Consider the following 22194-nt stretch of genomic DNA (forward strand, 5'->3'; position numbering starts at 1 on the left):
CGGGCGGTACGGGCGCCGGCCGTGGGAATGTGGGAGCCGTGGGGGCCGGAGGCGGCTACCGCCCGGCGCGGCGGCACCGGCCGGCCACTCCGCACAGCAGTGTCAGACCTTCCGGTTCTCGTCCGGCAGCGGCGGTTAGGGGGCGCCTCGTGGCGCGGCAGGAGCGGGCGATCCGCACACGACGGAAGATCCTCGTGGAGGCGGCCAGGGTGTTCGACGAAGTCGGATACGAGGCCACGAAGATCACCGACATTCTGGAACGGGCGGGTCTGACCAAGGGAGCCCTCTACTTCCACTTCGCGTCCAAACGCGAACTGGCCCAAGCGGTACTGGACGCCCAGGCCGAGGCGCTGCCGCTGATCCCGCCGCACGAGCTGAAGCTCCAGGAGGCGATCGACGGCGCCCAGGTGCTGTCGCATCTGCTCCTGCCGAAGACCGGCGACCCGATCTTCCAGGGGAGCGTACGGCTCACCGTCGACGCGGGCTCGGCCCGGGACGGCCTCGACCGGCGGGTACCGATGCGGGCGTGGAACCAGATCAACGAGGTCAAGTTCCGGGAGGCGCAGGCGAACGGCGAGATGCTGCCGCATCTGGACATGGAGGCCATCTCCTGGATGGTGACCGCGACCTTCACCGGAACCCAGGTGATGTCCAGCATCATGACCGACCGGCAGGACATGCCGCGGCGGATGGCCGAGCTGTTCCGGTGTCTGATGACGGGGATCGCGGTCCCCGGGGTGCTGGCCCGGCTCGACTTCACGCTGGACCGGGGGCGGCTGCTGTACGACCAGGTGACCAGGGAGCACGCGGGGCGGGAGCGACGGGTGGCGCAGGTGTGATCCGGCCGTCCCTGTGGGCTCCGGCGTTTCACACTCGCCCGACCCCGATCAGATGGGCGTACGCGACCACATTCCCCCGATAGCGGTCCGACTTCTTGTCGAAGCCGCCGCCGCAGGTGATGACCCGCAGTTCGGCGCGTCCGCGAGCGCCGTACACCTTCTCGTCCGGGAAGCCGTCGGCCTCGTACACCTCGATCGCGTCGATGGTGAACACGGCCACCCGGCGATCGGCCCTGACCACCTCGATCCGGTGCCCCTTCTCCAGTGCGCCCAAGGCGTAGAAGACGGCGGGACCGCTCGCGTTGTCGACATGACCGGCCACGATCGACGTGCCGTCGGCGCCCGGTGGCGTACCGTCCCGGAACCAGCCCGCCAGATTCCGGTCACCGGCGGGCGGTACGTCCAGGCTGCCGTCGCGGCCCAGGCCGAGACCCCGCATCGGGGCGTCGACGCCGATATCGGGGATCCGCAGCCGCAGCGGCTGGGACGGCGGCAGCGGGGCGGCGGCGGCGTCCGTATGGAAACGGGGTCCCGCCGCGAACGCCTGCGCGGCGGAGGGGACGGGCGGACCGACGGTCGTCCGCGCGCCGTTCTGGACGAGCCACAGACCGGCACAGACGGCGGCGGCCAGACACCACCCTTTGGCTTTGGAGCTCAATGGACCTCCACGGTGATCACCCGGGTGCGGTGATGTCCCCCGCCCCGCCGGGCCGCACCGGCGGGGCCGGGGTCCGGGGAGCGGGGGACACTGCGGGACGGGGGCCGCCGAGCGGCGGCCCGTCAGCTGCCCTGCGCGCCTCTCGCCCGACGCCGCAGAAGCAGGGTCCCGCCGACGGCGGCGGCGGCCAGTACGGCCGCGCCCGCCGCGATCCGGGTGGTGTCGGGGCCCACACTGCCGCCGAGACCGGTCCTCACATGCCCACTGGGCTCGTCGTGGCGCCGCTCGCCCGACTGCTCGTCGTTCCCGCGATGCCTTATCACCACATCGCCCGAGCTGCGCTTGCCGTTCTTGCACCGCACCTCGACGCGGTAGCTCCCGGACTCCACACCGCTCGGCGTCCGGAACTCCCCGACGACGGAGTCCCGGTGCGACCCGGGCGACAGATGGAACTCGTCCACCCCCAGCGCCCGCGCGTCGCCGGTGCCGTGCCCGTCCTTCCCGCATGCCGTGGTGTTGACGGTGATCGTGGTCCCCGGCTCGGCGGTCGACGGGAAGACCTCCAGCTGATCGTGGTCCCCGGCGTACGCCCCCGCCGCCGCGCCGAATCCGATTCCTGTGGTCGCGACGGCCAGCACGGCACTGGTCAGCAGGCGGGCGGTGGTGCGCATGGGTCCTCCGAGGCGCGGGATTACGGGTCCGTCCCCTCCGAGATAAGTCCCACCCCGTGCCCCACGCCTGCTGATATCTCGTCAGATCTCGCCCTCGCGCGCGGCGTGTCGCCCTGGACGCGAGACGTCACCGCAGGTCAACGAGGGTGCTCCGGTACGCGACCGGAGACGTGCCGATCGGGTGACGGGCGTGACGGGTGACGGGCGTGACGGGTGACGGGTGAGGGGAGACAGGCGGGAGACGGCGGGGCTTGCGTCAGTGCGTACCGAATCCGGCGGTATCGAGGTCGAACCCGAAGGGCTCGGGGATCCGCAGCGGCTTGCCGAAGGGCTTCGTCGTCCGGGAGCGATAACCCGTGGGGGAGGGGTCCCAGAACGCCGTGATCTCCTCGGCGCCCATGTCGAGGACGAGGTACACGGGAACCGTGCGCCCGTAGACCTCCAGCTTGTCCTGCCAGTCGGCGTCCCGGGTGGAGACGGACGTCAGCTCGGCCACCAGGGACAGGGCCTCGCCGTCGGCATGCCGGCCCTCCGCGTCGAAGGCCGATTCGTCGGCGACGTGCAGATCGGGACCGAAGGCGCGGCGGGAGTGGGCGAACACGAAGAGGAAGGGGGAGGTGTCGGCGTCGTGCCCCTCCGGCGCATGAGCCCCGAGCTGCCGCCGCAACAGCTTCATGGGCCTCTTGTAGCGCAGCTTCGACCACGGCGACACGACGATCTTTCCCCGGACGAGTTCGGCTTTGTACCCGTCGGGGGTGTCGAGTTCCGCCACGACTCGGAGCAGGCTGTCGAAGTCCCCGGTGGCGCCCGGATCTCCGGCGCCTGCCGGGTTTTCGGCGGATGAGGCGTCCGCCGACGCCTGCCGATGCGTCATGGTGGTCACGGTAGTTCCCCGTACGGTCATTCGCGGGTATCCGGCTCGAACGCAGTCGCCTCCGGCGCCTGCTGAACCCGTATCCGCGGGACTCACCCGTACGGGCGAACGAGGGGATTTGACCTCAACCATGCTTCAGGTCGGACCCTCGTGCGCATGGACATCACAACGCAGCACCACACCGAAGTGCCGATGAGGCTGGTCGTCGTATCGGGCAGCAACCGGCAGGGCCGATTCGGGCCCGTCGTCGTGGACTGGTTCCTCGAACACGCGCGGCGGCGGGGGGACTTCGCCACCGAAGTCGTCGACCTCGGCGAGGTCGAGTTCCCCACGGACCTGGGGCCCCGGCTGCCCGAGGGCGCCGAGGCGGTGACGGCGAAACTGGCGGCGGCGGACGCGTTCGTCGTCGTGACACCCGAGTACAACCACTCCTACCCCGCGGCCCTCAAGAGCCTCATCGACTGGCACGGCACCGAGTGGCGCGCCAAGCCCGTCGCGTTCGTCTCCTACGGCGGGCTGTCGGGCGGGCTGCGGGCCGTCGAGCATCTGCGGCCGGTCTTCGCCGAACTGCACACCGTCACCGTCCGCGACACGGTCTCCTTCCACCACGCCCACACCCAGTTCGACGCCGAGGGACGCCACCGGAACCCCCAGCGCTGCGACGCCGCCGCCAAGACACTGCTCGACCAGCTGGCGTGGTGGGGCCGGGCGCTGCGGGAGGCCAGAGCCGTCCGGCCGTACGAGGCCTGAGAGGGTACCGGCCGGCCGTCAGGCCCGGCGGCCCAGCAGAGCCAGCAGCCTGGTCTGATGGCTGTCGCCCGGCGGGGGCTCGATCGGCGGGGCGAACAGGCCCGTCGCCGACAACTGGGCCGCGTACGGGGTGACCTCGTCCAGCGCGAAGGCGACCAGGTCCTCCGGGAGCCGCTCGGGCGCGCCGATCGCTCGCGCGAGGTCCCACGAGTGGACCACCGCGTCGGTCGTCATCTGCGCGCAGTACGCCACGGCCGGTGTCTCCCCGTACGACAGCTGGACCGTCCGCTTCAGCGCCCCCGGCGCGGCGAACGCCCGCTTGGCCGCCCGCGCCGCCGCGTCCCACGCGGCGCGCGGGTCCCGGCCCAGCACATCGCCGTCGTACCCGTCCCCGACATCCGCGATCGTGGCGCCGTCCGTCACCAGATCGGGCACCCACAGCTGCTCGGCGGTCAGATGGTTGACCAGATCCCGCACGGACCAGTCGGTACACGGCGTCGCCTCGCCCCACTGATCGGCCCGCACGGCGTGGACCCGCTCCGTGAACAGCCCGAGCGCCGCGGAGTGCCGGGCGAGCAGGGTGCGCACGTCATGTTGCAAATGTGCCATGCGCCCACTGTGGCGCGACAGCCCCGACTCCACCGCGACCCTCCCCCCGCGTGTCGACCCCACCCCCCCTCGACCCCCGACCCCGGGCCGCGCCCCGCCGTGCCGCCCCGGCGTCCTCCGGTCAGTCGTCGGCCGACGCCAGGGCCTCCCGGACGCCCTTCTCCCGGGCGCCGAGGAAACGCGGGTCCGGCTGGAGCGCGATGTCCATCGCGGCCTTGCCCGCCGCGACCAGTTCGCGCGCGCCGCCGTAGAACCAGGTGCCGTCGTGGGGTTCGCCGACGCCGACGCCGTACGCGTCGATCCCGGCGGAGTCGCAGAGGGCGAGGGCGCGGCGGATGTGGAAGCCCTGGGTCACCAGGACCGCGCGGTCCACGCCGAAGATCTTCCGGGCCCGGACGCAGGAGTCCCAGGTGTCGAAGCCGGCGTAGTCGCTGACGATCCGCTCGTCCGGGACGCCTTTCCCGGCCAGATACGTCCGCATCGCGTCGGGCTCGTCGTACTCCTCGCGGCTGTTGTCACCGGTGACCAGGACGACCCTGACCTTCCCCGAGCGGTACAGCTCCGCGGCCGTGTCGAGGCGGTGGGCGAGATACGGCGTCGGGCGCCCGTCCCACAGACCCGCGCCGAAGACGACGGCGACGTCCTGCTTCGGGACGTTCGCGACCGTACGGATCCGGTCGTCGGTGGAGAGGTGGAGCCAGGTCGCGGGGGTCAGCGCCAGCACCGTGCCGAGCATGGTGGCCTGAACCAGCCGGCGGCGGGTGCGCCGGGAGCGGGGCAGCCGGGGCCGCAGCGCCCGCAGCACGGGACGGGCGGCGTCGGGCAGCCGCTCCCACAGCCGTATTCGTGGTCGGTCCATGCCCGGTCAGACGCCTGATCGGCGCGTGCGGTTCTGCCGCGGGCGTCATCACGCGATCACCGAACCCGACGCACCCGCATGTCAGGTACATAGCCATCGGCGGTCTCCTTCGATCGACGAGGCCCCCCGGACGGTGCCGAGGAGCGGTCCGACCCCAGGATGCGCCGTTCCGGTGCGGCCCGTACCGGCCTGTGGACAACCCGCCCCCGGCCCCGGCCGTGAAGGCGTGAACCCGGCCCCCGGGCGTCCCCCCGCGCCCGGCTGTCACCGCCGCCGGTTACCGTCGGGGCATGGAAGGCACCACCGGCACGACACCGAACGGGCCCGGCGCCCAGGGCCCGCACCCCCATGCGTACGGGCACCCGGCCGCCCCGGGACACGGCGGCGCGCAGGAGCATCCCGCGCACCCACGGGACGGCCACCCCGGCTCCTTCGGCGACGACGCGTACGGCTACGACGAGGCGGCCACCGCCCGCTGGGCGCCCGAGCCGGACAAGCGCCCCGGCCGGACCGCCTTCCAGCGCGACCGCGCCCGGGTGCTGCACTCCGCGGCGCTCCGCAGACTCTCCGGGAAGACCCAGGTCGTCACCCCCGGCACCCGCAACCAGGCCTGGGACGCCAGCCCCCGCACCCGGCTCACCCACTCCCTCGAATGCGCCCAGGTCGGCCGGGAGCTGGGGGCCGCGCTCGGCTGCGACCCCGACCTCGTGGAAGCCGCCTGCCTCGCCCATGACCTCGGCCACCCGCCCTTCGGGCACAACGGCGAGGTCGCGCTCAACGAGGTCGCCGAGGACTGCGGCGGCTTCGAGGGCAACGCCCAGTCCCTGCGTCTGCTCACCCGGATCGAGCCCAAGAGGTTCCTCACCGCCGAGGCGGCCGAAGCCGCCGGCATCACCGACCCCCGCGCACCCGGCACCCCCGGCGCCCCCGTGAGCGTCGGGCTCAACCTCACCCGCGCCGCCCTCGACGCCGCCACCAAATACCCCTGGCCCCGCGGCGGCCATCCCACCGACCCCGCGTCGGTCAAATTCGGGGTGTACGAGGACGACCTGCCCGTCTTCGCCTGGATCCGCGACGGCGCGCCCCGCCACCGCCGCTGCTTCGAGGCCCAGGTCATGGACTGGTCCGACGACGTGGCCTACTCCGTCCACGACTTCGAGGACGGCCTCCACGCCGGTCATATCGACCCCAATCTGCTGCTCGCCGAGCCCGAGCGGGCCGATATCCAGCGCGTCGCCATCGGCCGCTACGTCCCCGCCGACACCGACCCCGAGGAGCTGTCCGAGGCCCTCGACCGCCTCCTCGACCACGACTGGTGGCCCCACCACTACGACGGCTCCGCCCAGGCCCAGGCCCGGCTCAAGGACGCCACCAGCCAGCTCATCGGCCGGTTCTGCCTCGCCGCCGAGGGCGCCACCCGTGAGCGGTACGGCACCGGGCGCCTCACCCGGTACGCCGCCGAGCTGGTCGTCCCCCGCGCCACCCGCAACGAATGCGCCGTCCTCAAGGCCGTCGCCGACCGCTATGTGATGCAGCGCGCGGAACAGGCCGCGCTCCGCGCCGACCAGCGCGTCGTCGTCGCCGAGCTGGCCGAGGCGCTGGCCCGGCGCGCACCCGACGGACTCGACCCCCAATTCCGGGCCCTCTTCGACGCCGCCCCCGACGACCGGGCGCGCGGTCGGGTGATTGTGGATCAGGTCGCGTCCCTCACCGACGCCTCGGCGCTGACCCTGCACGCCCAGCTCACAGCCCGCCGCTGACCCTCTGACCGGCCCCGGAGAGGGGGCGTCGACAAGACACGCCCGGGGTACTCCCTCTTCCGCCATCACGCTCCGTGCGGGACGCTCGCAGCAGGCCGCTGCGGCACGGAGCACGGACGGCCGCCGGTGGGACAGAAGCACAGAGGAGGCATCAAGTGGTCGACGGACACCGGACATTCGTCATCGTCGGCGGTGGTCTCGCCGGGGCCAAGGCCGCCGAGACCCTGCGGGCGGAGGGCTTCACCGGGCGAGTGATCCTCATCGGCGACGAACGCGACCACCCATATGAACGCCCTCCGCTCTCCAAGGGCTATCTCCAGGGCAAGGACAGCCGTGACAGCGTCTTCGTCCACGAGCCCGGCTGGTACGCCCGCGCCGATGTGGAGCTGCACCTGGGCCAGACCGTCGTCGCCGTCGACCGGCAGTCCCGGTCGGTACGGCTCGGCGACGGTACGGTCCTCGGCTACGACAAGCTGCTGCTGGCCACCGGCGCCGAGCCCCGGCGCCTCGACATCCCCGGCACCGAGCTGGCCGGGGTCCACCATCTGCGGCGCCTCGCCCACGCCGAACGGCTCCGCCAGGTGCTGGCCGCCCTCGGCCGCGAGAACGGCCGCCTGGTGATCGCCGGAGCCGGCTGGATCGGTCTGGAGGTCGCCGCCGCGGCCCGCGGCTACGGCGCCGAGGTCACCGTCGTCGAGCCCGAGCCCACGGCCCTCCACCAGGTCCTGGGCCCCGAGCTGGGCCAGCTCTTCACCGATCTCCACCGCGAGCGGGGCGTCACCTTCCATTTCGGCGCCCGGCTCACCGAGATCACCGGCCAGGACGGCATGGTCCTCGCCGCCAGGACCGACGACGGCGAGGAGCACCCCGCGCACGCCGTGCTCGCCGCGATCGGCGCCGCCCCGCGCACCGCACTCGCCGAGGCCGCGGACCTCGCGCTCGCCGACCGCGCCCACGGCGGCGGGATCGCCGTCGACGCCGCCCTGCGCACCTCCGACCCCGATATCTACGCGGCCGGGGACGTGGCCGCCGCCGAGCATCCGCTGCTGGACACCAGGATCCGGGTCGAGCACTGGGCCAACGCCCTCAACGGCGGCCCGGCCGCCGCCCGCTCGATGCTCGGCCGCGACGTCGTCTACGACCGGGTGCCGTACTTCTTCTCCGACCAGTACGACCTCGGGATGGAGTACTCGGGCTGGGCCCCGCCCGGCACCTACGACCAGCTCGTGCTCCGCGGCGACGTCGGCAAGCGCGAGTTCATCGCCTTCTGGCTGCGCGACGGCCGGGTCCTGGCCGGAATGAATGTGAACGTGTGGGACGTCACCGGCACGATCCAGGCGTTGATCCGCTCCGGTGGGCCGGTCGACCCCGACGCACTCGCCGACCCCTCCGTGGCCCTGACCGAACTGACCGGCGGACGCACCGGCTGACCCGTCCGCCGCGGGGCCCCCGGCCGCAGAACCCCGTCCGCCGCGGGGCCCCGGGCCGCCGACGAACCGGCCGCCGGGGACCGCCCCCGGGACTCTCGCGGGACCTTCGCGGATCCGTCGCGGGAGCTTCCCGGGACCGCCCGCGGCCGGTTCCGGACGGCCGGTCGTCCACAGGGCCCCGGAAGTGTCCCCGCGCCACCGTAGACTTCACGCGTGGCAGGCAGGATCAACGATGACGACGTCAAGGCGGTACGGGACGCGGTCCCGATCGATTCCGTCGTGTCCGAGTACCTCCAGCTGCGGAACGCGGGCGGCGGCAATCTGAAGGGGCTCTGCCCCTTCCACGACGAGAAGTCGCCGTCGTTCCAGGTCAGCCCGAGCAAGGGACTCTTCCACTGCTTCGGCTGCCAGGAAGGCGGCGACACGATCGCCTTCGTGATGAAGATCGATCATCTGACCTTCGCCGAGACGGTCGAGCGGCTGGCGGCCCGCGCCGGGATCACCCTGCGGTACGAGGAGGGCGGCTACAACCCCTCCCACCAGCGGGGCGAGCGCATCCGCCTGATCGAGGCCCACAAGGTCGCCGCCGACTTCTACCGGGACCAGCTGGAGAACGGCGCCGAGGCCGAGACCGGCCGCGCCTTCCTCGCCGACCGCGGCTTCGACCGCGACGCCGCCGAGCACTTCGCCGTCGGCTACAGCCCCCAGGGCTGGGACCACCTCACCCGCTTTCTGCGCGGCAAGGGCTTCAGCGACAAGGAGCTGGTCCTCTCCGGGCTCTCCCAGGAAGGCCGCCGCGGCCCCATCGACCGCTTCCGGGGCCGGCTGATGTGGCCCATCCGCGATATCGCGGGCGATGTCGTCGGCTTCGGCGCCCGCAAGCTGTACGAGTCCGACAACGGCCCCAAGTATCTGAACACCCCCGAGACCGGGATCTACAAGAAGTCCCAGGTGCTGTACGGCATCGATCTGGCCAAGAAGGAGATCGCCAAGACCAGCAGCGCCGTCGTCGTCGAGGGGTACACCGATGTGATGGCCTGCCATCTCGCCGGGGTCACCACCGCCATCGCCACCTGCGGTACGGCCTTCGGCGGCGACCACATCAAGATCCTGCGACGGCTCCTGATGGACAACGCCACCGCCGAGGTGATCTTCACCTTCGACGGTGACGCGGCCGGCCAGAAGGCCGCCCTGCGCGCCTTCGAGGACGATCAGAAGTTCGCCGCCGAGACCTCCATCGCGATCACCCCGGGCGGCATGGACCCCTGCGAGCTGCGGCTCGCCGAGGGCGACGGGGCGGTCCGCAGCCTGGTCGGCGATCGGACGCCGCTCTTCGAGTTCGCCCTCCGCCATGTGGTGAAGCGCCACAATCTGGAGAGCCCCGCGGGCCGGGCAGCGGCGCTCGACGAGGCCGCGCCCATCGTCGCCGGGATCAAGAACATCGCCATCCAGCACGAGTCCGCGGTCCAGCTCGCGGGCATGGTCGGCATCCTCGACACCCAGTTCGTGGTCAAGCGCGTCTCCCAGCTCGCCCGCTGGGCCCGGGACCGCGGCGGCCGGGGCCCGGCCGCCCCGCCCCGCCCCGGCGGCGACCGGCACACCGCGGGCCCCTCCGGCGCCGCCGTCCCCGGACCCGCGGGACCGGCGCTCAACCTCCGCAGCCCCGCCCACCGCACCGAGCGCGAGCTGCTGAAGCTCGCCCTCCAGCGCCCCGAGCTGGTCTCACCCGCCTTCGACGCCTACGGATCCGACGAGTTCACCGCGCCGCCCTACACGGCCGTACGGCAGACCATCGCCGAGGCGGGCGGCGCCGAGCAGGGCACCGCGGACCCGGCCGGCTATCTGGTCATGGTCCGGGACGCGGCGGCCGACGACACCGTCCGGGCGCTGGTCACGGAGCTGGCCGTCGAGGCGATCCACTGCCGGACCATCGACGAGACCTATGCCGGGGTCCAGCTGGTCCAGGTCCGGCTGCGCGCCGTCGACCGCCGGATCGCCGAGGTCCAGGGCACCCTCGCCCGGCTCGGCCAGGGCGCCGACCCCGAACGGCACACGGCCGTACAGAACGAGCTGTGGGTCCTCCAGCAGTACGCCCAGTCCCTCCGCAACCACGGCGCCGCGGCCCTCTGACCCGGGACGGCCGCGGCCCCCTGCCCCCGGGCGGGGCGGCCCTCCGACCCGGGGCGCGACGACCGGACCCCGCGCCCCGCGCCCGGCCCGCCTTCTCCCGAAGGCCCTCGCGAGCCCGCCCGGTAGCGCGGCACGGTAATCGGCCGGTCACGGAACGGACTCAAAAAAACGCCGCACGCCCCTCGTGGTGGAGATGTGCCGTACCCCACACTGGGGGCGGTGCCCGAGTCCTCGGAGCGCGGCCGGCCCACCGCCGGTGGGCCTCTCACTCCCGCGGATCCGCTCATCGTGTACGGGACGGACAGCGGCCCGGCCGCAGCCGTCCCGCTGCCGCACGCCCTCGAACCGGCAGCGATCACCCTGGAGGTCGCCCCGTGCAGACCCGGACCCAAGCCCGGACCCTCACCCCGGCCCCACCGGCCGCCGACGCCCCCGGCGGCCCGCGCCGCGATCCGGGCGAAGCGCTCGCCACCGTACCGGCACAGCATCCGCCGCCCGGACATCCCGAGGCGATACCCGAAGCCGAGACCGAAGGACCCGAGATGCCCGAGGCCGCCCGGACCCTGGCCCGGGCCGACAGCGGCGGCCCCTCGTCCGACCTGTTCCGGCAGTATCTGCGGGAGATCGGCCGGATACCCCTGCTCACCGCGGCCGAGGAGGTCGAACTCGCCCGCTGCGTCGAGGCCGGGCTGTTCGCCGAGGAGAAGCTCGCGGGCACCCCCGATATCAACAACTCCCAGCTCGCCGTCGATCTCGACCGGCTGGTGGTCCTCGGCCGGATGGCCAAACGCCGCCTCATCGAGGCGAATCTGCGGCTCGTGGTCTCCGTCGCCAAACGCTATGTCGGCCGGGGCCTGACCATGCTGGACCTCGTCCAGGAGGGCAATCTCGGCCTCATCCGCGCGGTGGAGAAGTTCGACTACGCCCGCGGCTACAAGTTCTCCACCTACGCCACCTGGTGGATCCGGCAGGCGATGTCCAGGGCCCTCGCCGACCAGGCCCGGACCATCCGCGTCCCCGTCCATGTCGTCGAACTCATCAACCGCGTCGTCCGCGTCCAGCGCCGGATGCTCCAGGAACGCGGCCAGGAACCCACCGCCGAAGAGGTCGCGGCCCAGCTCGACCTGCCGCCGGAACGCGTCGGGGAGGTCCTGCGGCTGGCCCAGGAACCGGTCTCCCTGCACGCCCCGGTGGGGGAGGAGGACGATGTCGCGCTCGGCGACCTCATCGAGGACGGCGACGCCGCGTCCCCCGTGGAGTCCGCCGCGTTCCTGCTGCTGCGGGAGCATCTGGAGGCCGTGCTCTCCACCCTCGGCGAACGCGAACGCAAGGTGGTCCAGCTGCGGTACGGCCTGGTCGACGGCAGGCCGCGCACCCTGGAGGAGATCGGCCGGATCTTCGGCGTGACCCGGGAACGGATCCGCCAGATCGAGTCCAAGACCCTCAACAAGCTGCGCGACCACGCCTTCGCCGACCAGCTGCGGGGCTACCTCGACTGAGGAAGCCCCACACCCGGCCGACCCGTGCCCCGTCGACCCGTGTCTCAGTCGACCTCCGCCACCGCCTGGGCGAACTGCGCCGAGTACAGCCGGGCGTACGCCCCGTTCGCCGCCAGCAGCACGTCGTGCGTCCCCTGCTCCACGATCGAACCGTTCTCCATCACCAGGATCACATCGGCGTCCCGGATCGTGGAGAGCCGGTGCGCGATCACAAAGCTCGTCCGCCCCTTGGCCAGCCGTGCCATCGCCTTCTGGATCAACACCTCGGTACGGGTGTCCACCGAGCTCGTCGCCTCGTCCAGGACCAGGATCACCGGGTCCGAGAGGAACGCCCGCGCGATGGTGATCAGCTGCTTCTCCCCGGCGCTGACGCCCGCGCCGTCGTCGTCGATCACGGTGTCGTACCCGTCGGGCAGCGTCCGGACGAACCGGTCCGCGTGCGCCGCCCGCGCCGCCTCCTCGATCTCCGCGCGGGTCACCTCCCGTGCGGCTCCGTAGGCGATGTTCTCCGCGATCGTGCCGCCGAAGAGCCAGGTGTCCTGGAGGACCATGCCGATCCCCGACCTCAGCTCGTCCCGGGGCAGACCGGCGATATCGACCCCGTCGACACTGATCCGCCCGCCCGTGACCTCGTAGAACCGCATCAGCAGATTGACCAGGGTGGTCTTCCCCGCCCCCGTCGGGCCGACGATGGCGACCGTCTGGCCCGGCTCGACGCCCAGCGACAACTCCTCGATCAGCGGCCTGTCCGGCTCGTACCGGAACGACACCCGCTCCAGCTCGACCCGGCCGGCCGGGCGCCGAACGGCCGCCGCGCCGGGCGCGCCGCCGGTCCCGTCCCCGCCACCGCTTCCGTTCCCGGTCCCGTGGACCGATTTCGCGGTCGCGGTCGCGGTCGCGGTCGCGGGAGCGTCAGGGGTCTGCTCCTCCGCGTCCAGCAGTTCGAACACCCGCTCCGCCGACGCCACCCCCGACTGCACCAGATTCGCCATCGACGCGACCTGCGTCAGCGGCATCGAGAACTGCCGGGAGTACTGGATGAACGCCTGTACCTCCCCGATCGACAGCGTCCCGGACGCCACCCGCAGCCCGCCGACCACCGCCACCAGCACATAGTTCAGATTGGAGACGAAGAACATCAGCGGCTGCATCATCCCGCTGTGGAACTGCGCCTTGAACCCGGCCTCGTACAGCGCGTCGTTCTGCTCGGCGAACTCCCGGGCCGACTCCTTCTGCCGCCCGAACACCTTCACCAGCGAGTGCCCCGTGTACATCTCCTCGACATGGGCGTTCAGCTTCCCCGTCGTCCGCCACTGCTGGACGAAGTGCGGCTGGGACCGTTTGCCCACCCGGGTCGCCACGGCCACCGACACCGGCACGGTCACCAGCGCGACCAGCGCCAGCAGCGGGGAGACCCAGAACATCATCGCCAGCACCCCGACGATGGTCAGCAACGAGTTGATCAGCTGCCCCATCGTCTGCTGGAGGGTCTGGGCGACATTGTCGATGTCGTTGGTGACCCGGCTGAGCACCTCGCCCCGCTTGGCCCGGTCGAAGTACGACAGCGGCAGCCGCTCCAGCTTCCGCTGGACGTCCTCCCGCATCCGGTACACCGCCCGGTTGATCACCTTGATCGAGCAGCGGGTGGCCACCAGCGCCAGCAGCCCCGAGAGCAGGAACAGCACCAGCGCCACCAGCAGCACCTGCCCCACGGCGGTGAAGTCGATGCCCCGCCCCGGGGTGAAGTCCACCCCGGAGAGCATGTCGGCGAGCCCGTTGTCGCCGTCGGCCCGCAGATCCGCGATGACGCCGGCCTTGTCCGTCCCCTCCACACTCCGGCCGACGACCCCGGCGAAGATCAGGTCGGTGGCCCGCCCCAGTACCCAGGGGCCCACCACCGAGAGCGCCACACTCAGCACCGCCGCGGCCAGCATCACCCACAGCAGGGCCCGGTCCGGCGCGAGCTGCCGCAGCAGCCGCCGCCCCGACCCCGCGAAGTCCATCGACCGCTCCGCCGAGCCTGCCGTCATCATGCGTGGCCCGCTCATGCGGCCTCAGCCTCCGTCAGCTGGGAGAGGACGATCTCCCGGTAGGTTTCGTTCCGCTCCATCAGTTCCTCGTGGGTACCGGAGCCCACCACCCGGCCCTCGTCGAGGACGACGATCCGGTCGGCGTCGCGGATCGTCGACACCCGCTGTGCCACGATCACCACCGTCGCCTCCGAGGTCTCGGCCGACAGCGCCGACCGCAGCGCCGCGTCCGTGGCGTAGTCGAGCGCCGAGAACGAGTCGTCGAAGAGGTAGATCTCCGGCCGCTGCACCAGCGTGCGGGCGATCGCGAGCCGCTGCCGCTGCCCGCCGGAGACGTTCGTGCCGCCCTGCGCCACCGCCGCGTCGAGCCCGCCGTCCAGCTCCCGTACGAAATCGGCCGCCTGCGCCACCTCCAGGGCCCGCCACAGCTCGTCGTCGGTCGCGTCGGGCCTGCCGTACCGCAGATTGGTGGCGACCGTCCCGGAGAAGAGATACGGCCGCTGCGGGACCAGGCCCACGGTCCTGGCCGTCAGCGCCGGGTCGAGCGACCGCACATCGACCCCGTCGACCAGTACCGTGCCGCCGGTCGCGTCGAACAGCCGGGGGACCAGCCCCAGCAGGGTCGACTTGCCGCTGCCGGTGGAGCCGATCACGGCCGTCGTCTCGCCGGGCCTGGCGGTGAGGGAGACGCCCCGCAGGACCGGCTCCTCGGCGCCCGGATAACGGAACTCGACGTCCCGCAGCTCCAGATGCCCGTGCCGTTCCAGCGCGCGCACCGGCTCCCGGGGCGGCGCCACGCTCGACGAGGTGGACAGCACCTCCTCGATCCGCTCGGCGCAGACCTCGGCCCTGGGCACCATCATGAACATGAAGGTGGCCATCATCACGGCCATCACGATCTGCATCAGATACGCGAGGAAGGCGGTGAGTGCCCCGATCTGCAGCTCCCCGTCGTCGATACGGTGGGCGCCGAACCAGACCACGGCCACGGACGAGACGTTGACCACCGTCAGCACGGTCGGGAACATCAGCGCCATCAGCCGGCCGGTGGCCAGCGACACATCGGTCAGCCCGGTGTTGGCCTCCCGGAAGCGCTCCCGCTCGTACGCGTCCTTCACAAACGCCCGGATCACCCGGTTCCCGGTGATCTGCTCGCGCAGAACCCGGTTCACCGTGTCCAGCCGCTCCTGCATCGTCCGGAACAGCGGGCGCATCAAGATCACGATCACCGTCACGGCGATCCCCAGCACCGGGACGACCGCCAGCAGGACGGTGGAGAGCGCCACATCCAGCCAGAGCGCCATCACGATGCCGCCGACACACATGATCGGCGCGGAGACCATCAGGGTGAACGCCATCAGGACCAGCATCTGCACCTGCTGGACGTCATTGGTGGTCCGGGTGATCAGCGACGGGGCGCCGAACCGGCCCACCTCCCGCGCGGAGAAGCTCTGCACCCGGTCGAAGACCGCGGCGCGGACGTCCCGGCCGAGCGCGGCGGCCGTCCGCGCCCCGTAGAACACGGCGCCGATGTTGCAGACGACCTGGACGAGGCTGACGGCGAGCATCACCGCCCCGAGCCGGAGCACCGTATCGGTGTCCCCCTTGACCACGCCGTCGTCGATGATGTCGGCGTTCAAGGTGGGCAGGTAGAGGCTGGCGCTGGTCTGGAGCAGTTGCAACAGCACCAGCAGGGCGATCGTTCGCGTGTACGGACGCAGATGGGTCTTGAGCAGTCGTATCAGCACGTGCTGTCTCTCGAAGTCGGCAGGCGGCGGGTCCCGGGGGCTGCGAGCAGCATGGAACCTCGACCCGACTCGAGGTCAAGTAGGTCCGGCAACGGCGACGCCCCGGTCCATCTTGCGGCACCGGGCCGCCGAACCCCAGGCGATTTTCCTCAAACCCGGGTCAAAGCCGGGCCCGGCAAGATCGACAAATCGACAAGGGGCTGGTCAGAGCAGCCCGCCCAGGCCCAGATTGGCCGGGCCCGGCACCCCGCCGCCGCCGTAGGTCCCGTCGCCGCCGCCGTACGCGCCCCCGGCGCCGTTCCCGCCCATCGCGGGCACCGGCGGGAACGCCCCCGGGTGGAGCTGGTCGCGCGTCGCCCCGTACTGCTGGCGCACCGACCGCCCCACGGCCGCGTCCTCACCCGGCTCCAGCACCTCCAGCGCCGCGGGCCGCCAGGCGGGCGGGGCGGCGGGGGAGAGGGAGCCCCGGGACACCCCGAGCGCCCACGCCGCCTGCCGGGCGGCGCCGATGGCCGCGTAGTCGGCGGGCTGCGGTACGACGATCTGCGCGCCCAGGATGCCGGGCGCGGCGGACCGTACCGCGGGCAGATCGGCGCTGGCGCCCAGCAGGAACACCCGGCGCACCTGTACGCCCCGGTCGCGCAGCACGTCCATGGCGTCGGCGAGGGAGCAGAGCATGCCCTCGAAGGCGGCGCGCGCCAGATGCTCCGGGCGCATCGACTCCCGGCGCAGCCCGCTCAGGGTGCCCGCGGCGTGCGGCAGCTCCGGGGTCCGCTCGCCCTCCAGATACGGCAGCAGCACCAGGCCCGAGGCGCCGGGCGTGGACTTCATCGCGAGGTCGGAGAGGGCGCCCAGGTCCTCGACGCCGAGCAGCTCGGCGGTGCCGCGGAGGGCCCGTACCGCGTTGAGGGTGTGGACGACCGGGAGGTGCATCCCGGTGGCGTCGGCGTACGAGGTGATCATCCCGGCCGGGTCGGCGAGCGCCTCGTGGTGCACGGCCGTCACGGAGCCCGAGGCGCCCAGCGACACCACGGCGTCGCCGGGACCCACACCGAGACCGAACGCGGCGGCCATCGTCTCGCCGGTGCCGGCGGAGATCAGCAGCCCCTCGGGGGTGGTGCCCGCGGTGTCGGCGGGGCCGATGACCTCGGGCAGCCCGCAGTGGTGGCCGAGCGCCAGCTCCACCAGATCGGAGCGGTACGTCCCCGTCGCCGCCGACCACCAGCCGGTGCCGGAGGCCCCGCCCCGGTCCGTGGTCCGCCGCTGCGGGCGTCCCAGGAGCTGCCACACCAGCCAGTCGTGCGGCTGGAGCACGGCCGCGATCCGCCGCGCCGCCTCCGGCTCGGCCTGCGCCAGCCAGCGCAGCCGGGCCACCGGACGGGTCGCCTGCGGTACGGAGCCGATGGCGTCGGCCCAGACCTGCCGCCCGCCGAGCGCGTCGATCAACTCGGCCGCGGCGACCTGGGCCCGCCGGTCGTTCCCCACCAGTGCCGGACGCACCGGGGCGCCCTGCTGGTCGAGCGCCACCAGCCCGTTCTGCTGCGCGGAGACGCCGATGGCCTGCACGCCCTCCAGCAGCCCGCCGGCCGCGGCCTCGCCGAGCGACAGCAGCCACGCCTGTGGATCGACGTCGGTGGCCTTGGGATCCACGGGGTGCTGGGCGTATCCCTGGCGTACCACGGTGCCGGTGTCCTCGTCGCAGACGACGACACGGCTGAAGGCGGACGAGCTGTCCAATCCGGCGACTATCCCCATGGGGAAGGATTCTGCCCCACGCCCGCGCCGACCGGTCCCGCCGGACCCCACCGCTTATGTGTTGCTGGTGCCCCAGTCGTCCTCGGCGCCCTGGCCGCGCTCCCGCAGCGACCGCACCCGCTCCGCCACGGACTCCGGCAGCCGGTCCCCTACCTTGTCGCCCACCACGTGCAGGGCCTTGCCCGCGAGCCGCTGTCCGTTCTGGGCCGCGGACTCGGCGGCGTTGCGCACGGCCGGGTTCTGCGACATCTCCCGGACCGACTTCCGCAGCTGTTCGTAGCGCTCGCGGCCGGCCCGCGCGCCCAGCACATAGCCGACACCCAGCCCGACGGCGAACGTGAGCTTGTACCGCATCGCTCTGCTCCCTTCCCTGTACGCCCGGTCCCCGCCCGCCTACCCGGACCGGGCCGTGATCACCCGGGACCCTACCGATTGGCGGAGCACCCCCCTGCTTGCGCTAATGTATGTGTCGCAGCGAGCACACGCCCTCCGGGAAGCCTCCGGTAGGTACGTTCGGTGCACACGCAGCAATCCCCTGTAGCTCAATTGGCAGAGCAGCCGGCTGTTAACCGGCAGGTTACTGGTTCGAGTCCAGTCGGGGGAGCGCAATCCCCTGTAGCTCAATTGGCAGAGCATTCGGCTGTTAACCGGAGGGTTGCTGGTTCGAGTCCAGCCGGGGGAGCGTCAAGCGCAGAGGACCCGTCACGGGTCCTTTTCGCGTTTCCGGACCGATGGTGTCCGGTCCTTCTTCCCTGTCCTCACGAGGTGTTGGAGGGGTGTGTTCCCGAGAGCCTGGTGATTTCCGGTACCGCGGGGAACCGTGCAGGCCGCGGCGTAGTCTTCACCTGCGAGCAGGGCCGACCATCCGAGGCAGCAGATCGTATGACCGGCTATGCTGCGGCAGACGGCGCGCACATTTGTGCGCGACGCGCCGTTAGGGGCGGTAGCTCAGCCGGTTAGAGCAGCGGACTCATAATCCGTCGGCCGTGGGTTCGAGTCCCACCCGCCCCACCGAGCCGCAGGTCAGAGAATCGTTCTGGCCTGCGGATTTTTTATGCGCCGCGATGGTAGCGGCGACTCCCTTCTCCCGCTTCCCCTCTCGTGTCCGAAGGCGCACCGCCGGGCATGTTGGTCATGTACCGTCTGTATGTACATGATGGATGTCGACGGAGCGGGGTGATGGGGATGTCCGTCACGCAGATCGACCTCGACGACGAGGCGCTGGCCGAGGCGATGCGCCTGATGGGGACGGTGACCAAGAAGGAGACGGTCAACGCGGCCCTCCGGGACTACGTGGCCCGGATCAGGCGGCTGGAGGCCGCCGAGAAGCTGGCGGCGCGCGGTGCGCGGGGTGAGTTCGACGCCGCCGCCGAGGCCCACCGGGCCGCCAAGCGTGCGCGCCGGGCGGCCTTCGAGTGATCACCTATCTCCTGGACACGTCGGCCCTCTGGTATCTCCTGCGGACACCGGACGCGCTGCGGTCATGGGAAGGGCATATCGCCGCCGGGGTGTTCTTCGTGTGCGAGCCCACGCGTACGGAGTTTCTGTACTCGGCCACCGGGCCCGCGCACCGGGACGAGGTCGCGGACGAGTTGGACGCCCTGTGCGCCTTGGCCCCGGTTCCGAAGAACGGCTGGCGCTGGGTGGACACCGCCCAGTACAAGCTGACCCAGCACGGGCAGCGTCGCTCCGCGGGGGCCGTCGACCTCCTGGTGTGCGCGACGGCCGTCCACCACGGCCATACCGTGCTCCATGTGGACAACGACTTCGTGACGGTGGCCTCGGTACTCAAGGAAGTGGAGCAGCGCGACGCCCGGGGGTGACGCGGGCGTCGCGCGGGTTCGCCGGTCGGGGCCCGGGCCCGGGGGTCAGGGGGTGATGGTGAAGCCGCGTTTGGCGCCGAGTTCGCGGAGGGACCTCTGGCCGGGGATGCCGTCGGCGTCGGGGCCGGTGTAGCCGAGGCCGCGCTGCCAGGCGGCGTACGCCTTCCTCGTGGCGGTGCCGTAGTGGCCGTCGGCGAGGGAGGCGGTGAGCAGGCCCTCCTTGACCAGGGCCTGTTCGACGGTCTTCACCCCCGCGTAGCTGACAGGGGTGCCGGGGCGGGCGGGGTCCTGGCGGGCGGCCGCGACGAGTTTCGAGAGGTCGACCACCGGCTTGGCCGGCCCGGTGGGCGGCTTGGGCTTGGGGGCGGGGCGTTCGGCGAGCCGGGCGGCGACCTTCTCCCGCAGGTCGGGCATGGTGAAGCCCCTGGGGTCGGATTTGTCGTTCGACCACTCCAGATGGCCGATCACGGACTTCGATGACCAGCCGTGAACCCGGCACAGGGCGGCCGAGACCCGTTCGATGGCCTCCAGTTGGGCGGCGGGCCAGGGGTCCTTCCCGTCGCCGAGGTTCTCGCACTCGAATCCGTAGAAGTGGCGGTTGCCGTCGACGCCGTCGGCGTTGCCCTTGGTGGGGGCGGGGGGCCGGGCGCCGTACGACTCGGCTTTGACGGCTTCGAGGACGACGGGGTCGCCGCCGCCGGCGTGGTTGGTCCGCCCCCAGCCGACCAGATGGACCGTGCCGTCCTTGGTGATCACGGCATGGCACAGCGGCCCCGGCAGACCGGAGTAGCCGTCGCGGCAGATACGTACGGGATCGACGGGGCTCTTGGTGACGGTGTGGTGGATCACGATGCCGTGGACGGGGCCCCAGGGGCGGCCGGACCCCGTCCTGGTGTGGTTCTGCCAGTCGCCGACTTCGGCGACCTCCACCCCCTCGGCGCGGAGGGCGGCCTCGAACTGAGCGGCGGTCATCGGTGTTGCCATCGGCGTTTCTCCAGTGGTGCGGGGACGCTGACTCATACGGCTGATCCGCAGAGTCGTTCATGGCAACAGGAAAAATCGGCTACTTGAGGGCTGAAATCCCCTGAAGAGATGAATTTCGGAGTAAATGCCGGTGTGCACGCCCCTGGTTGGCGCCCTTGTGCGCCGATCGCCGGGGCGGGTGGGTCTGTTGCGTCGTACGTGGCGCCGCGCGGGCGCCGCTCGGGCTCGGCTCGGGCGTCGCGTGAGGGACCGGAATCCCCTTGCCGTGCTCGCCGCCCGCTGCCGACGATGCCCCCATGGACCGTTTCGCCGCGTTCGACGGCACCCCGCTCGCCTGCCGGATCAGCGGCTCGGGCGAACCGCTGATCTGTCTGCCCGGCGGCCCCATGCGCGCCGCCGCCTACCTCGGCGACCTCGGCGGGCTGACGGTGGACCGGCGGCTCGTCCTGCTCGACCCGCGCGGAACCGGGGCGTCCGGTGCGCCCGCCGACCCGGATACGTACCGCTGCGACCGCCAGGTCGACGACATCGAGGCGCTCCGGCTGCGGCTGGGACTCCCGGGCCTCGATCTGCTCGCCCACTCGGAGGGCGGCGATACGGCGCTGCTGTACGCGGCCCGCCATCCCGACCGGGTCCGCGGCCTCGTCCTCGTCACCGCCCGCGCCCGTGCCCGTGCCCTCGGGATCGACTTCACCGGCGCCGACCGGCGCGCGGCGGAAGCACTCAGGGCGGACGAGCCCTGGTACGCGTCCGCCCGCGGCGCCTATGCCGCCGACCGGGACATCGCCGCCCCCTTCTTCTACGGGCGGGCCGCTTCGACGCCGCGGCCGCCGCGCTCGACGCGCCCGTAGGCACGCGCTCGTAGGCACGCGCCCGCAAGCACGTGCTCGCGGGCGTACCTCGACAGGTCCGCGACATAAGATTTCGGCCATGGCTGAAATCGAGTTGCCGGACGAGCTGGTGGAGCTGGAGATCCGGGCGTGGGCGGAGATCCGCGAAGGGCGGCTGGCCGTGGAGACCGCCGCCGCGGTACAGGCGGCGATCACCGCCTACGCGCGGGAGGGCGGGGTGAGCCGCTACGAGGTGGAGAAGCAGCTCAAGGCCCGGGTCCGCGGGAGCGGTGAACCGCCCGCGGCCTGATGTCCCGGACGCCTGGTGAAGGCCCCGACCGGAGGGGACTGGTCGGGGCCTCCATGGTGGAATCCGCGCGCCCGCGAGGTGCGCGCACTTCGAGTCTCCGCCCGCCCGGGGGGTTGGTCAAGCGGCCTCGGCGCCATTCCGCCCGAGGCTTGCATCTGCGGGTTGATCAGGCATATCACCTTGTGTCTGCAACCCTGGCGCACATATCTTGTCGCATATGCAGTCCTATACGATCGGCCGGGCCGCGCGCCTGCTGGGCGTCAGCCCCGACACCGTGCGCCGCTGGGCCGACGCGGGCCGGGTGGCCACCCACCGCGACGACGCCGGCCGGCGCCTCATCGAAGGCCGGGACCTGGCCGCGTTCTCCGTCGAACTCGCCCAGGGCGACGACGGCGACGAGGGGGAGCCCTCGTACACCTCCGCCCGTAACGCCTTCCCCGGCATCGTCACCGCCGTGAAGCTCGGCGACATCGCCGCGCAGGTCGAGATCCAGGCCGGACCGCACCGGCTGGTGTCCCTGCTCACCCGGGAAGCCGTCGAGGAGCTGGGCCTGGAGGTCGGGATGGAGGCCACGGCCCGGGTGAAGTCGACCAGTGTCCACATCGACCGTCCCTGACCCCTGTGAAGGAGCCCCG

The 22194-nt window shown here is 72.1% G+C and carries 21 protein-coding genes and 3 tRNA genes; 14 read left to right on the forward strand and 10 right to left on the reverse strand.

The window, feature by feature from the left end:
* The first annotated feature begins 149 nt into the window (after positions 1-149).
* Positions 150-839, forward strand: coding sequence for a ScbR family autoregulator-binding transcription factor (locus ACFXG1_RS13010; RefSeq protein WP_384713768.1), 690 nt, complete (start codon positions 150-152; stop codon positions 837-839).
* Between the two features lie 28 nt (positions 840-867).
* On the opposite strand, the gene ACFXG1_RS13015 is transcribed toward ACFXG1_RS13010, so the two are convergent.
* The 3 genes from ACFXG1_RS13015 to ACFXG1_RS13025 all read right to left on the reverse strand — a co-directional run bounded on the left by ACFXG1_RS13015 (position 868) and on the right by ACFXG1_RS13025 (position 3042).
* On the reverse strand, positions 868-1497 hold the full coding sequence (locus tag ACFXG1_RS13015) for a class F sortase (protein ID WP_384713765.1): 630 nt from the start codon (positions 1495-1497) through the stop codon (positions 868-870).
* Between the two features lie 122 nt (positions 1498-1619).
* Positions 1620-2168, reverse strand: coding sequence for a hypothetical protein (locus ACFXG1_RS13020; protein ID WP_384742361.1), 549 nt, complete (start codon positions 2166-2168; stop codon positions 1620-1622).
* A gap of 256 nt (positions 2169-2424) precedes the next feature.
* Positions 2425-3042: a Uma2 family endonuclease gene (locus tag ACFXG1_RS13025; protein ID WP_384712035.1), complete on the reverse strand. Its 618-nt coding sequence runs from the start codon at positions 3040-3042 to the stop codon at positions 2425-2427.
* A 156-nt stretch (positions 3043-3198) separates the two neighbouring features.
* Here ACFXG1_RS13025 and ACFXG1_RS13030 point away from each other — a divergent pair, with 156 nt between their 5' ends.
* The gene (locus ACFXG1_RS13030) at positions 3199-3792 is read left to right on the forward strand and encodes an NADPH-dependent FMN reductase (protein WP_384712032.1); all 594 of its coding nucleotides are present in this window, start codon (positions 3199-3201) and stop codon (positions 3790-3792) included.
* A gap of 18 nt (positions 3793-3810) precedes the next feature.
* Here ACFXG1_RS13030 and ACFXG1_RS13035 read toward each other — a convergent pair whose 3' ends face one another.
* Both ACFXG1_RS13035 and ACFXG1_RS13040 read right to left on the reverse strand, forming a co-directional pair.
* Positions 3811-4401 (reverse strand): TIGR03086 family metal-binding protein, encoded by a 591-nt coding sequence (locus ACFXG1_RS13035; RefSeq protein ID WP_384712029.1) that lies wholly within the window; start codon positions 4399-4401, stop codon positions 3811-3813.
* 121 nt (positions 4402-4522) lie between these two features.
* Complete coding sequence (locus ACFXG1_RS13040) at positions 4523-5260, reverse strand: vancomycin high temperature exclusion protein (RefSeq protein WP_384712026.1); 738 nt, start codon at positions 5258-5260, stop codon at positions 4523-4525.
* A 290-nt stretch (positions 5261-5550) separates the two neighbouring features.
* Between ACFXG1_RS13040 and ACFXG1_RS13045 the strand changes: the two genes are divergently transcribed.
* The 4 genes from ACFXG1_RS13045 (at position 5551) to ACFXG1_RS13060 (ending at position 12079) form a co-directional block, all read left to right on the forward strand.
* Complete coding sequence (locus ACFXG1_RS13045) at positions 5551-7020, forward strand: deoxyguanosinetriphosphate triphosphohydrolase (protein WP_384712023.1); 1470 nt, start codon at positions 5551-5553, stop codon at positions 7018-7020.
* A gap of 155 nt (positions 7021-7175) precedes the next feature.
* Positions 7176-8450, forward strand: a complete 1275-nt coding sequence (locus ACFXG1_RS13050; protein WP_384712020.1) for an NAD(P)/FAD-dependent oxidoreductase — start codon at positions 7176-7178, stop codon at positions 8448-8450.
* Positions 8451-8663: 213 nt separating this feature from the next.
* A complete protein-coding gene (gene dnaG, locus ACFXG1_RS13055; RefSeq protein WP_384742365.1) occupies positions 8664-10580 on the forward strand; it encodes a DNA primase in 1917 nt (638 codons plus the stop codon).
* Positions 10581-10954: 374 nt separating this feature from the next.
* Positions 10955-12079, forward strand: coding sequence for an RNA polymerase sigma factor (locus tag ACFXG1_RS13060; RefSeq protein WP_384712014.1), 1125 nt, complete (start codon positions 10955-10957; stop codon positions 12077-12079).
* A gap of 44 nt (positions 12080-12123) precedes the next feature.
* Here the strand turns inward: ACFXG1_RS13060 and ACFXG1_RS13065 are convergent, their stop codons facing one another.
* From ACFXG1_RS13065 to ACFXG1_RS13080, 4 genes are all read right to left on the reverse strand, one after another.
* A complete protein-coding gene (locus ACFXG1_RS13065; protein WP_384712005.1) occupies positions 12124-14127 on the reverse strand; it encodes an ABC transporter ATP-binding protein in 2004 nt (667 codons plus the stop codon).
* Positions 14124-15857: an ABC transporter ATP-binding protein gene (locus ACFXG1_RS13070; protein WP_384742367.1), complete on the reverse strand. Its 1734-nt coding sequence runs from the start codon at positions 15855-15857 to the stop codon at positions 14124-14126. Before ACFXG1_RS13070 ends, ACFXG1_RS13065 begins: the two co-directional genes overlap by 4 nt.
* 204 nt (positions 15858-16061) lie before the next feature.
* Positions 16062-17612: an FGGY family carbohydrate kinase gene (locus ACFXG1_RS13075; protein WP_384742369.1), complete on the reverse strand. Its 1551-nt coding sequence runs from the start codon at positions 17610-17612 to the stop codon at positions 16062-16064.
* 54 nt (positions 17613-17666) lie between these two features.
* On the reverse strand, positions 17667-17966 hold the full coding sequence (locus ACFXG1_RS13080) for a YtxH domain-containing protein (RefSeq protein ID WP_384722851.1): 300 nt from the start codon (positions 17964-17966) through the stop codon (positions 17667-17669).
* A 177-nt stretch (positions 17967-18143) separates the two neighbouring features.
* Here ACFXG1_RS13080 and ACFXG1_RS13085 point away from each other — a divergent pair.
* From ACFXG1_RS13085 to ACFXG1_RS13105, 5 genes are all read left to right on the forward strand, one after another.
* Positions 18144-18216: transfer RNA gene (locus tag ACFXG1_RS13085), tRNA-Asn, on the forward strand.
* Positions 18217-18221: 5 nt separating this feature from the next.
* Positions 18222-18294, forward strand: a tRNA-Asn gene (locus tag ACFXG1_RS13090).
* Positions 18295-18549: 255 nt separating this feature from the next.
* Positions 18550-18623, forward strand: a tRNA-Ile gene (locus tag ACFXG1_RS13095).
* Positions 18624-18797: 174 nt separating this feature from the next.
* Positions 18798-19031, forward strand: a complete 234-nt coding sequence (locus ACFXG1_RS13100) for a type II toxin-antitoxin system VapB family antitoxin (RefSeq protein WP_384722854.1) — start codon at positions 18798-18800, stop codon at positions 19029-19031.
* Positions 19028-19435 (forward strand): PIN domain nuclease, encoded by a 408-nt coding sequence (locus tag ACFXG1_RS13105; protein WP_384722857.1) that lies wholly within the window; start codon positions 19028-19030, stop codon positions 19433-19435. The genes ACFXG1_RS13100 and ACFXG1_RS13105 overlap by 4 nt, the downstream gene beginning before the upstream one ends.
* Positions 19436-19480: 45 nt before the next feature.
* On the opposite strand, the gene ACFXG1_RS13110 is transcribed toward ACFXG1_RS13105, so the two are convergent.
* A complete protein-coding gene (locus ACFXG1_RS13110; RefSeq protein WP_384742372.1) occupies positions 19481-20419 on the reverse strand; it encodes an N-acetylmuramoyl-L-alanine amidase in 939 nt (312 codons plus the stop codon).
* Between the two features lie 296 nt (positions 20420-20715).
* Here ACFXG1_RS13110 and ACFXG1_RS13115 point away from each other — a divergent pair, with 296 nt between their 5' ends.
* The 3 genes from ACFXG1_RS13115 (at position 20716) to ACFXG1_RS13125 (ending at position 22175) form a co-directional block, all read left to right on the forward strand.
* Positions 20716-21270 (forward strand): alpha/beta fold hydrolase, encoded by a 555-nt coding sequence (locus tag ACFXG1_RS13115; protein ID WP_384721337.1) that lies wholly within the window; start codon positions 20716-20718, stop codon positions 21268-21270.
* Between the two features lie 79 nt (positions 21271-21349).
* Complete coding sequence (locus ACFXG1_RS13120) at positions 21350-21559, forward strand: hypothetical protein (protein ID WP_384721340.1); 210 nt, start codon at positions 21350-21352, stop codon at positions 21557-21559.
* A gap of 208 nt (positions 21560-21767) precedes the next feature.
* A complete protein-coding gene (locus tag ACFXG1_RS13125; protein WP_384721343.1) occupies positions 21768-22175 on the forward strand; it encodes a molybdopterin-binding protein in 408 nt (135 codons plus the stop codon).
* Positions 22176-22194 lie beyond the last annotated feature (19 nt).

It is taken from the genome of Streptomyces sp. NPDC059248, from assembly GCF_042753905.1.
In the GTDB taxonomy this organism is placed as follows: domain Bacteria; phylum Actinomycetota; class Actinomycetes; order Streptomycetales; family Streptomycetaceae; genus Streptomyces.

Coding starts and splice junctions, on each gene's coding strand:
- ACFXG1_RS13020 (WP_384742361.1), bottom strand. CDS start 2,168: ATGCGCACCACCGCCCGCCTGCTGACCAGTGCCGTGCTGGCCGTCGCG.
- ACFXG1_RS13025 (WP_384712035.1), bottom strand. CDS start 3,042: ATGACGCATCGGCAGGCGTCGGCGGACGCCTCATCCGCCGAAAACCCG.
- ACFXG1_RS13030 (WP_384712032.1), top strand. CDS start 3,199: ATGGACATCACAACGCAGCACCACACCGAAGTGCCGATGAGGCTGGTC.
- ACFXG1_RS13035 (WP_384712029.1), bottom strand. CDS start 4,401: ATGGCACATTTGCAACATGACGTGCGCACCCTGCTCGCCCGGCACTCC.
- ACFXG1_RS13040 (WP_384712026.1), bottom strand. CDS start 5,260: ATGGACCGACCACGAATACGGCTGTGGGAGCGGCTGCCCGACGCCGCC.
- ACFXG1_RS13045 (WP_384712023.1), top strand. CDS start 5,551: ATGGAAGGCACCACCGGCACGACACCGAACGGGCCCGGCGCCCAGGGC.
- ACFXG1_RS13065 (WP_384712005.1), bottom strand. CDS start 14,127: ATGAGCGGGCCACGCATGATGACGGCAGGCTCGGCGGAGCGGTCGATG.
- ACFXG1_RS13075 (WP_384742369.1), bottom strand. CDS start 17,612: ATGGGGATAGTCGCCGGATTGGACAGCTCGTCCGCCTTCAGCCGTGTC.
- ACFXG1_RS13080 (WP_384722851.1), bottom strand. CDS start 17,966: ATGCGGTACAAGCTCACGTTCGCCGTCGGGCTGGGTGTCGGCTATGTG.
- ACFXG1_RS13100 (WP_384722854.1), top strand. CDS start 18,798: ATGTCCGTCACGCAGATCGACCTCGACGACGAGGCGCTGGCCGAGGCG.
- ACFXG1_RS13110 (WP_384742372.1), bottom strand. CDS start 20,419: ATGGCAACACCGATGACCGCCGCTCAGTTCGAGGCCGCCCTCCGCGCC.
- ACFXG1_RS13115 (WP_384721337.1), top strand. CDS start 20,716: ATGGACCGTTTCGCCGCGTTCGACGGCACCCCGCTCGCCTGCCGGATC.
- ACFXG1_RS13120 (WP_384721340.1), top strand. CDS start 21,350: ATGGCTGAAATCGAGTTGCCGGACGAGCTGGTGGAGCTGGAGATCCGG.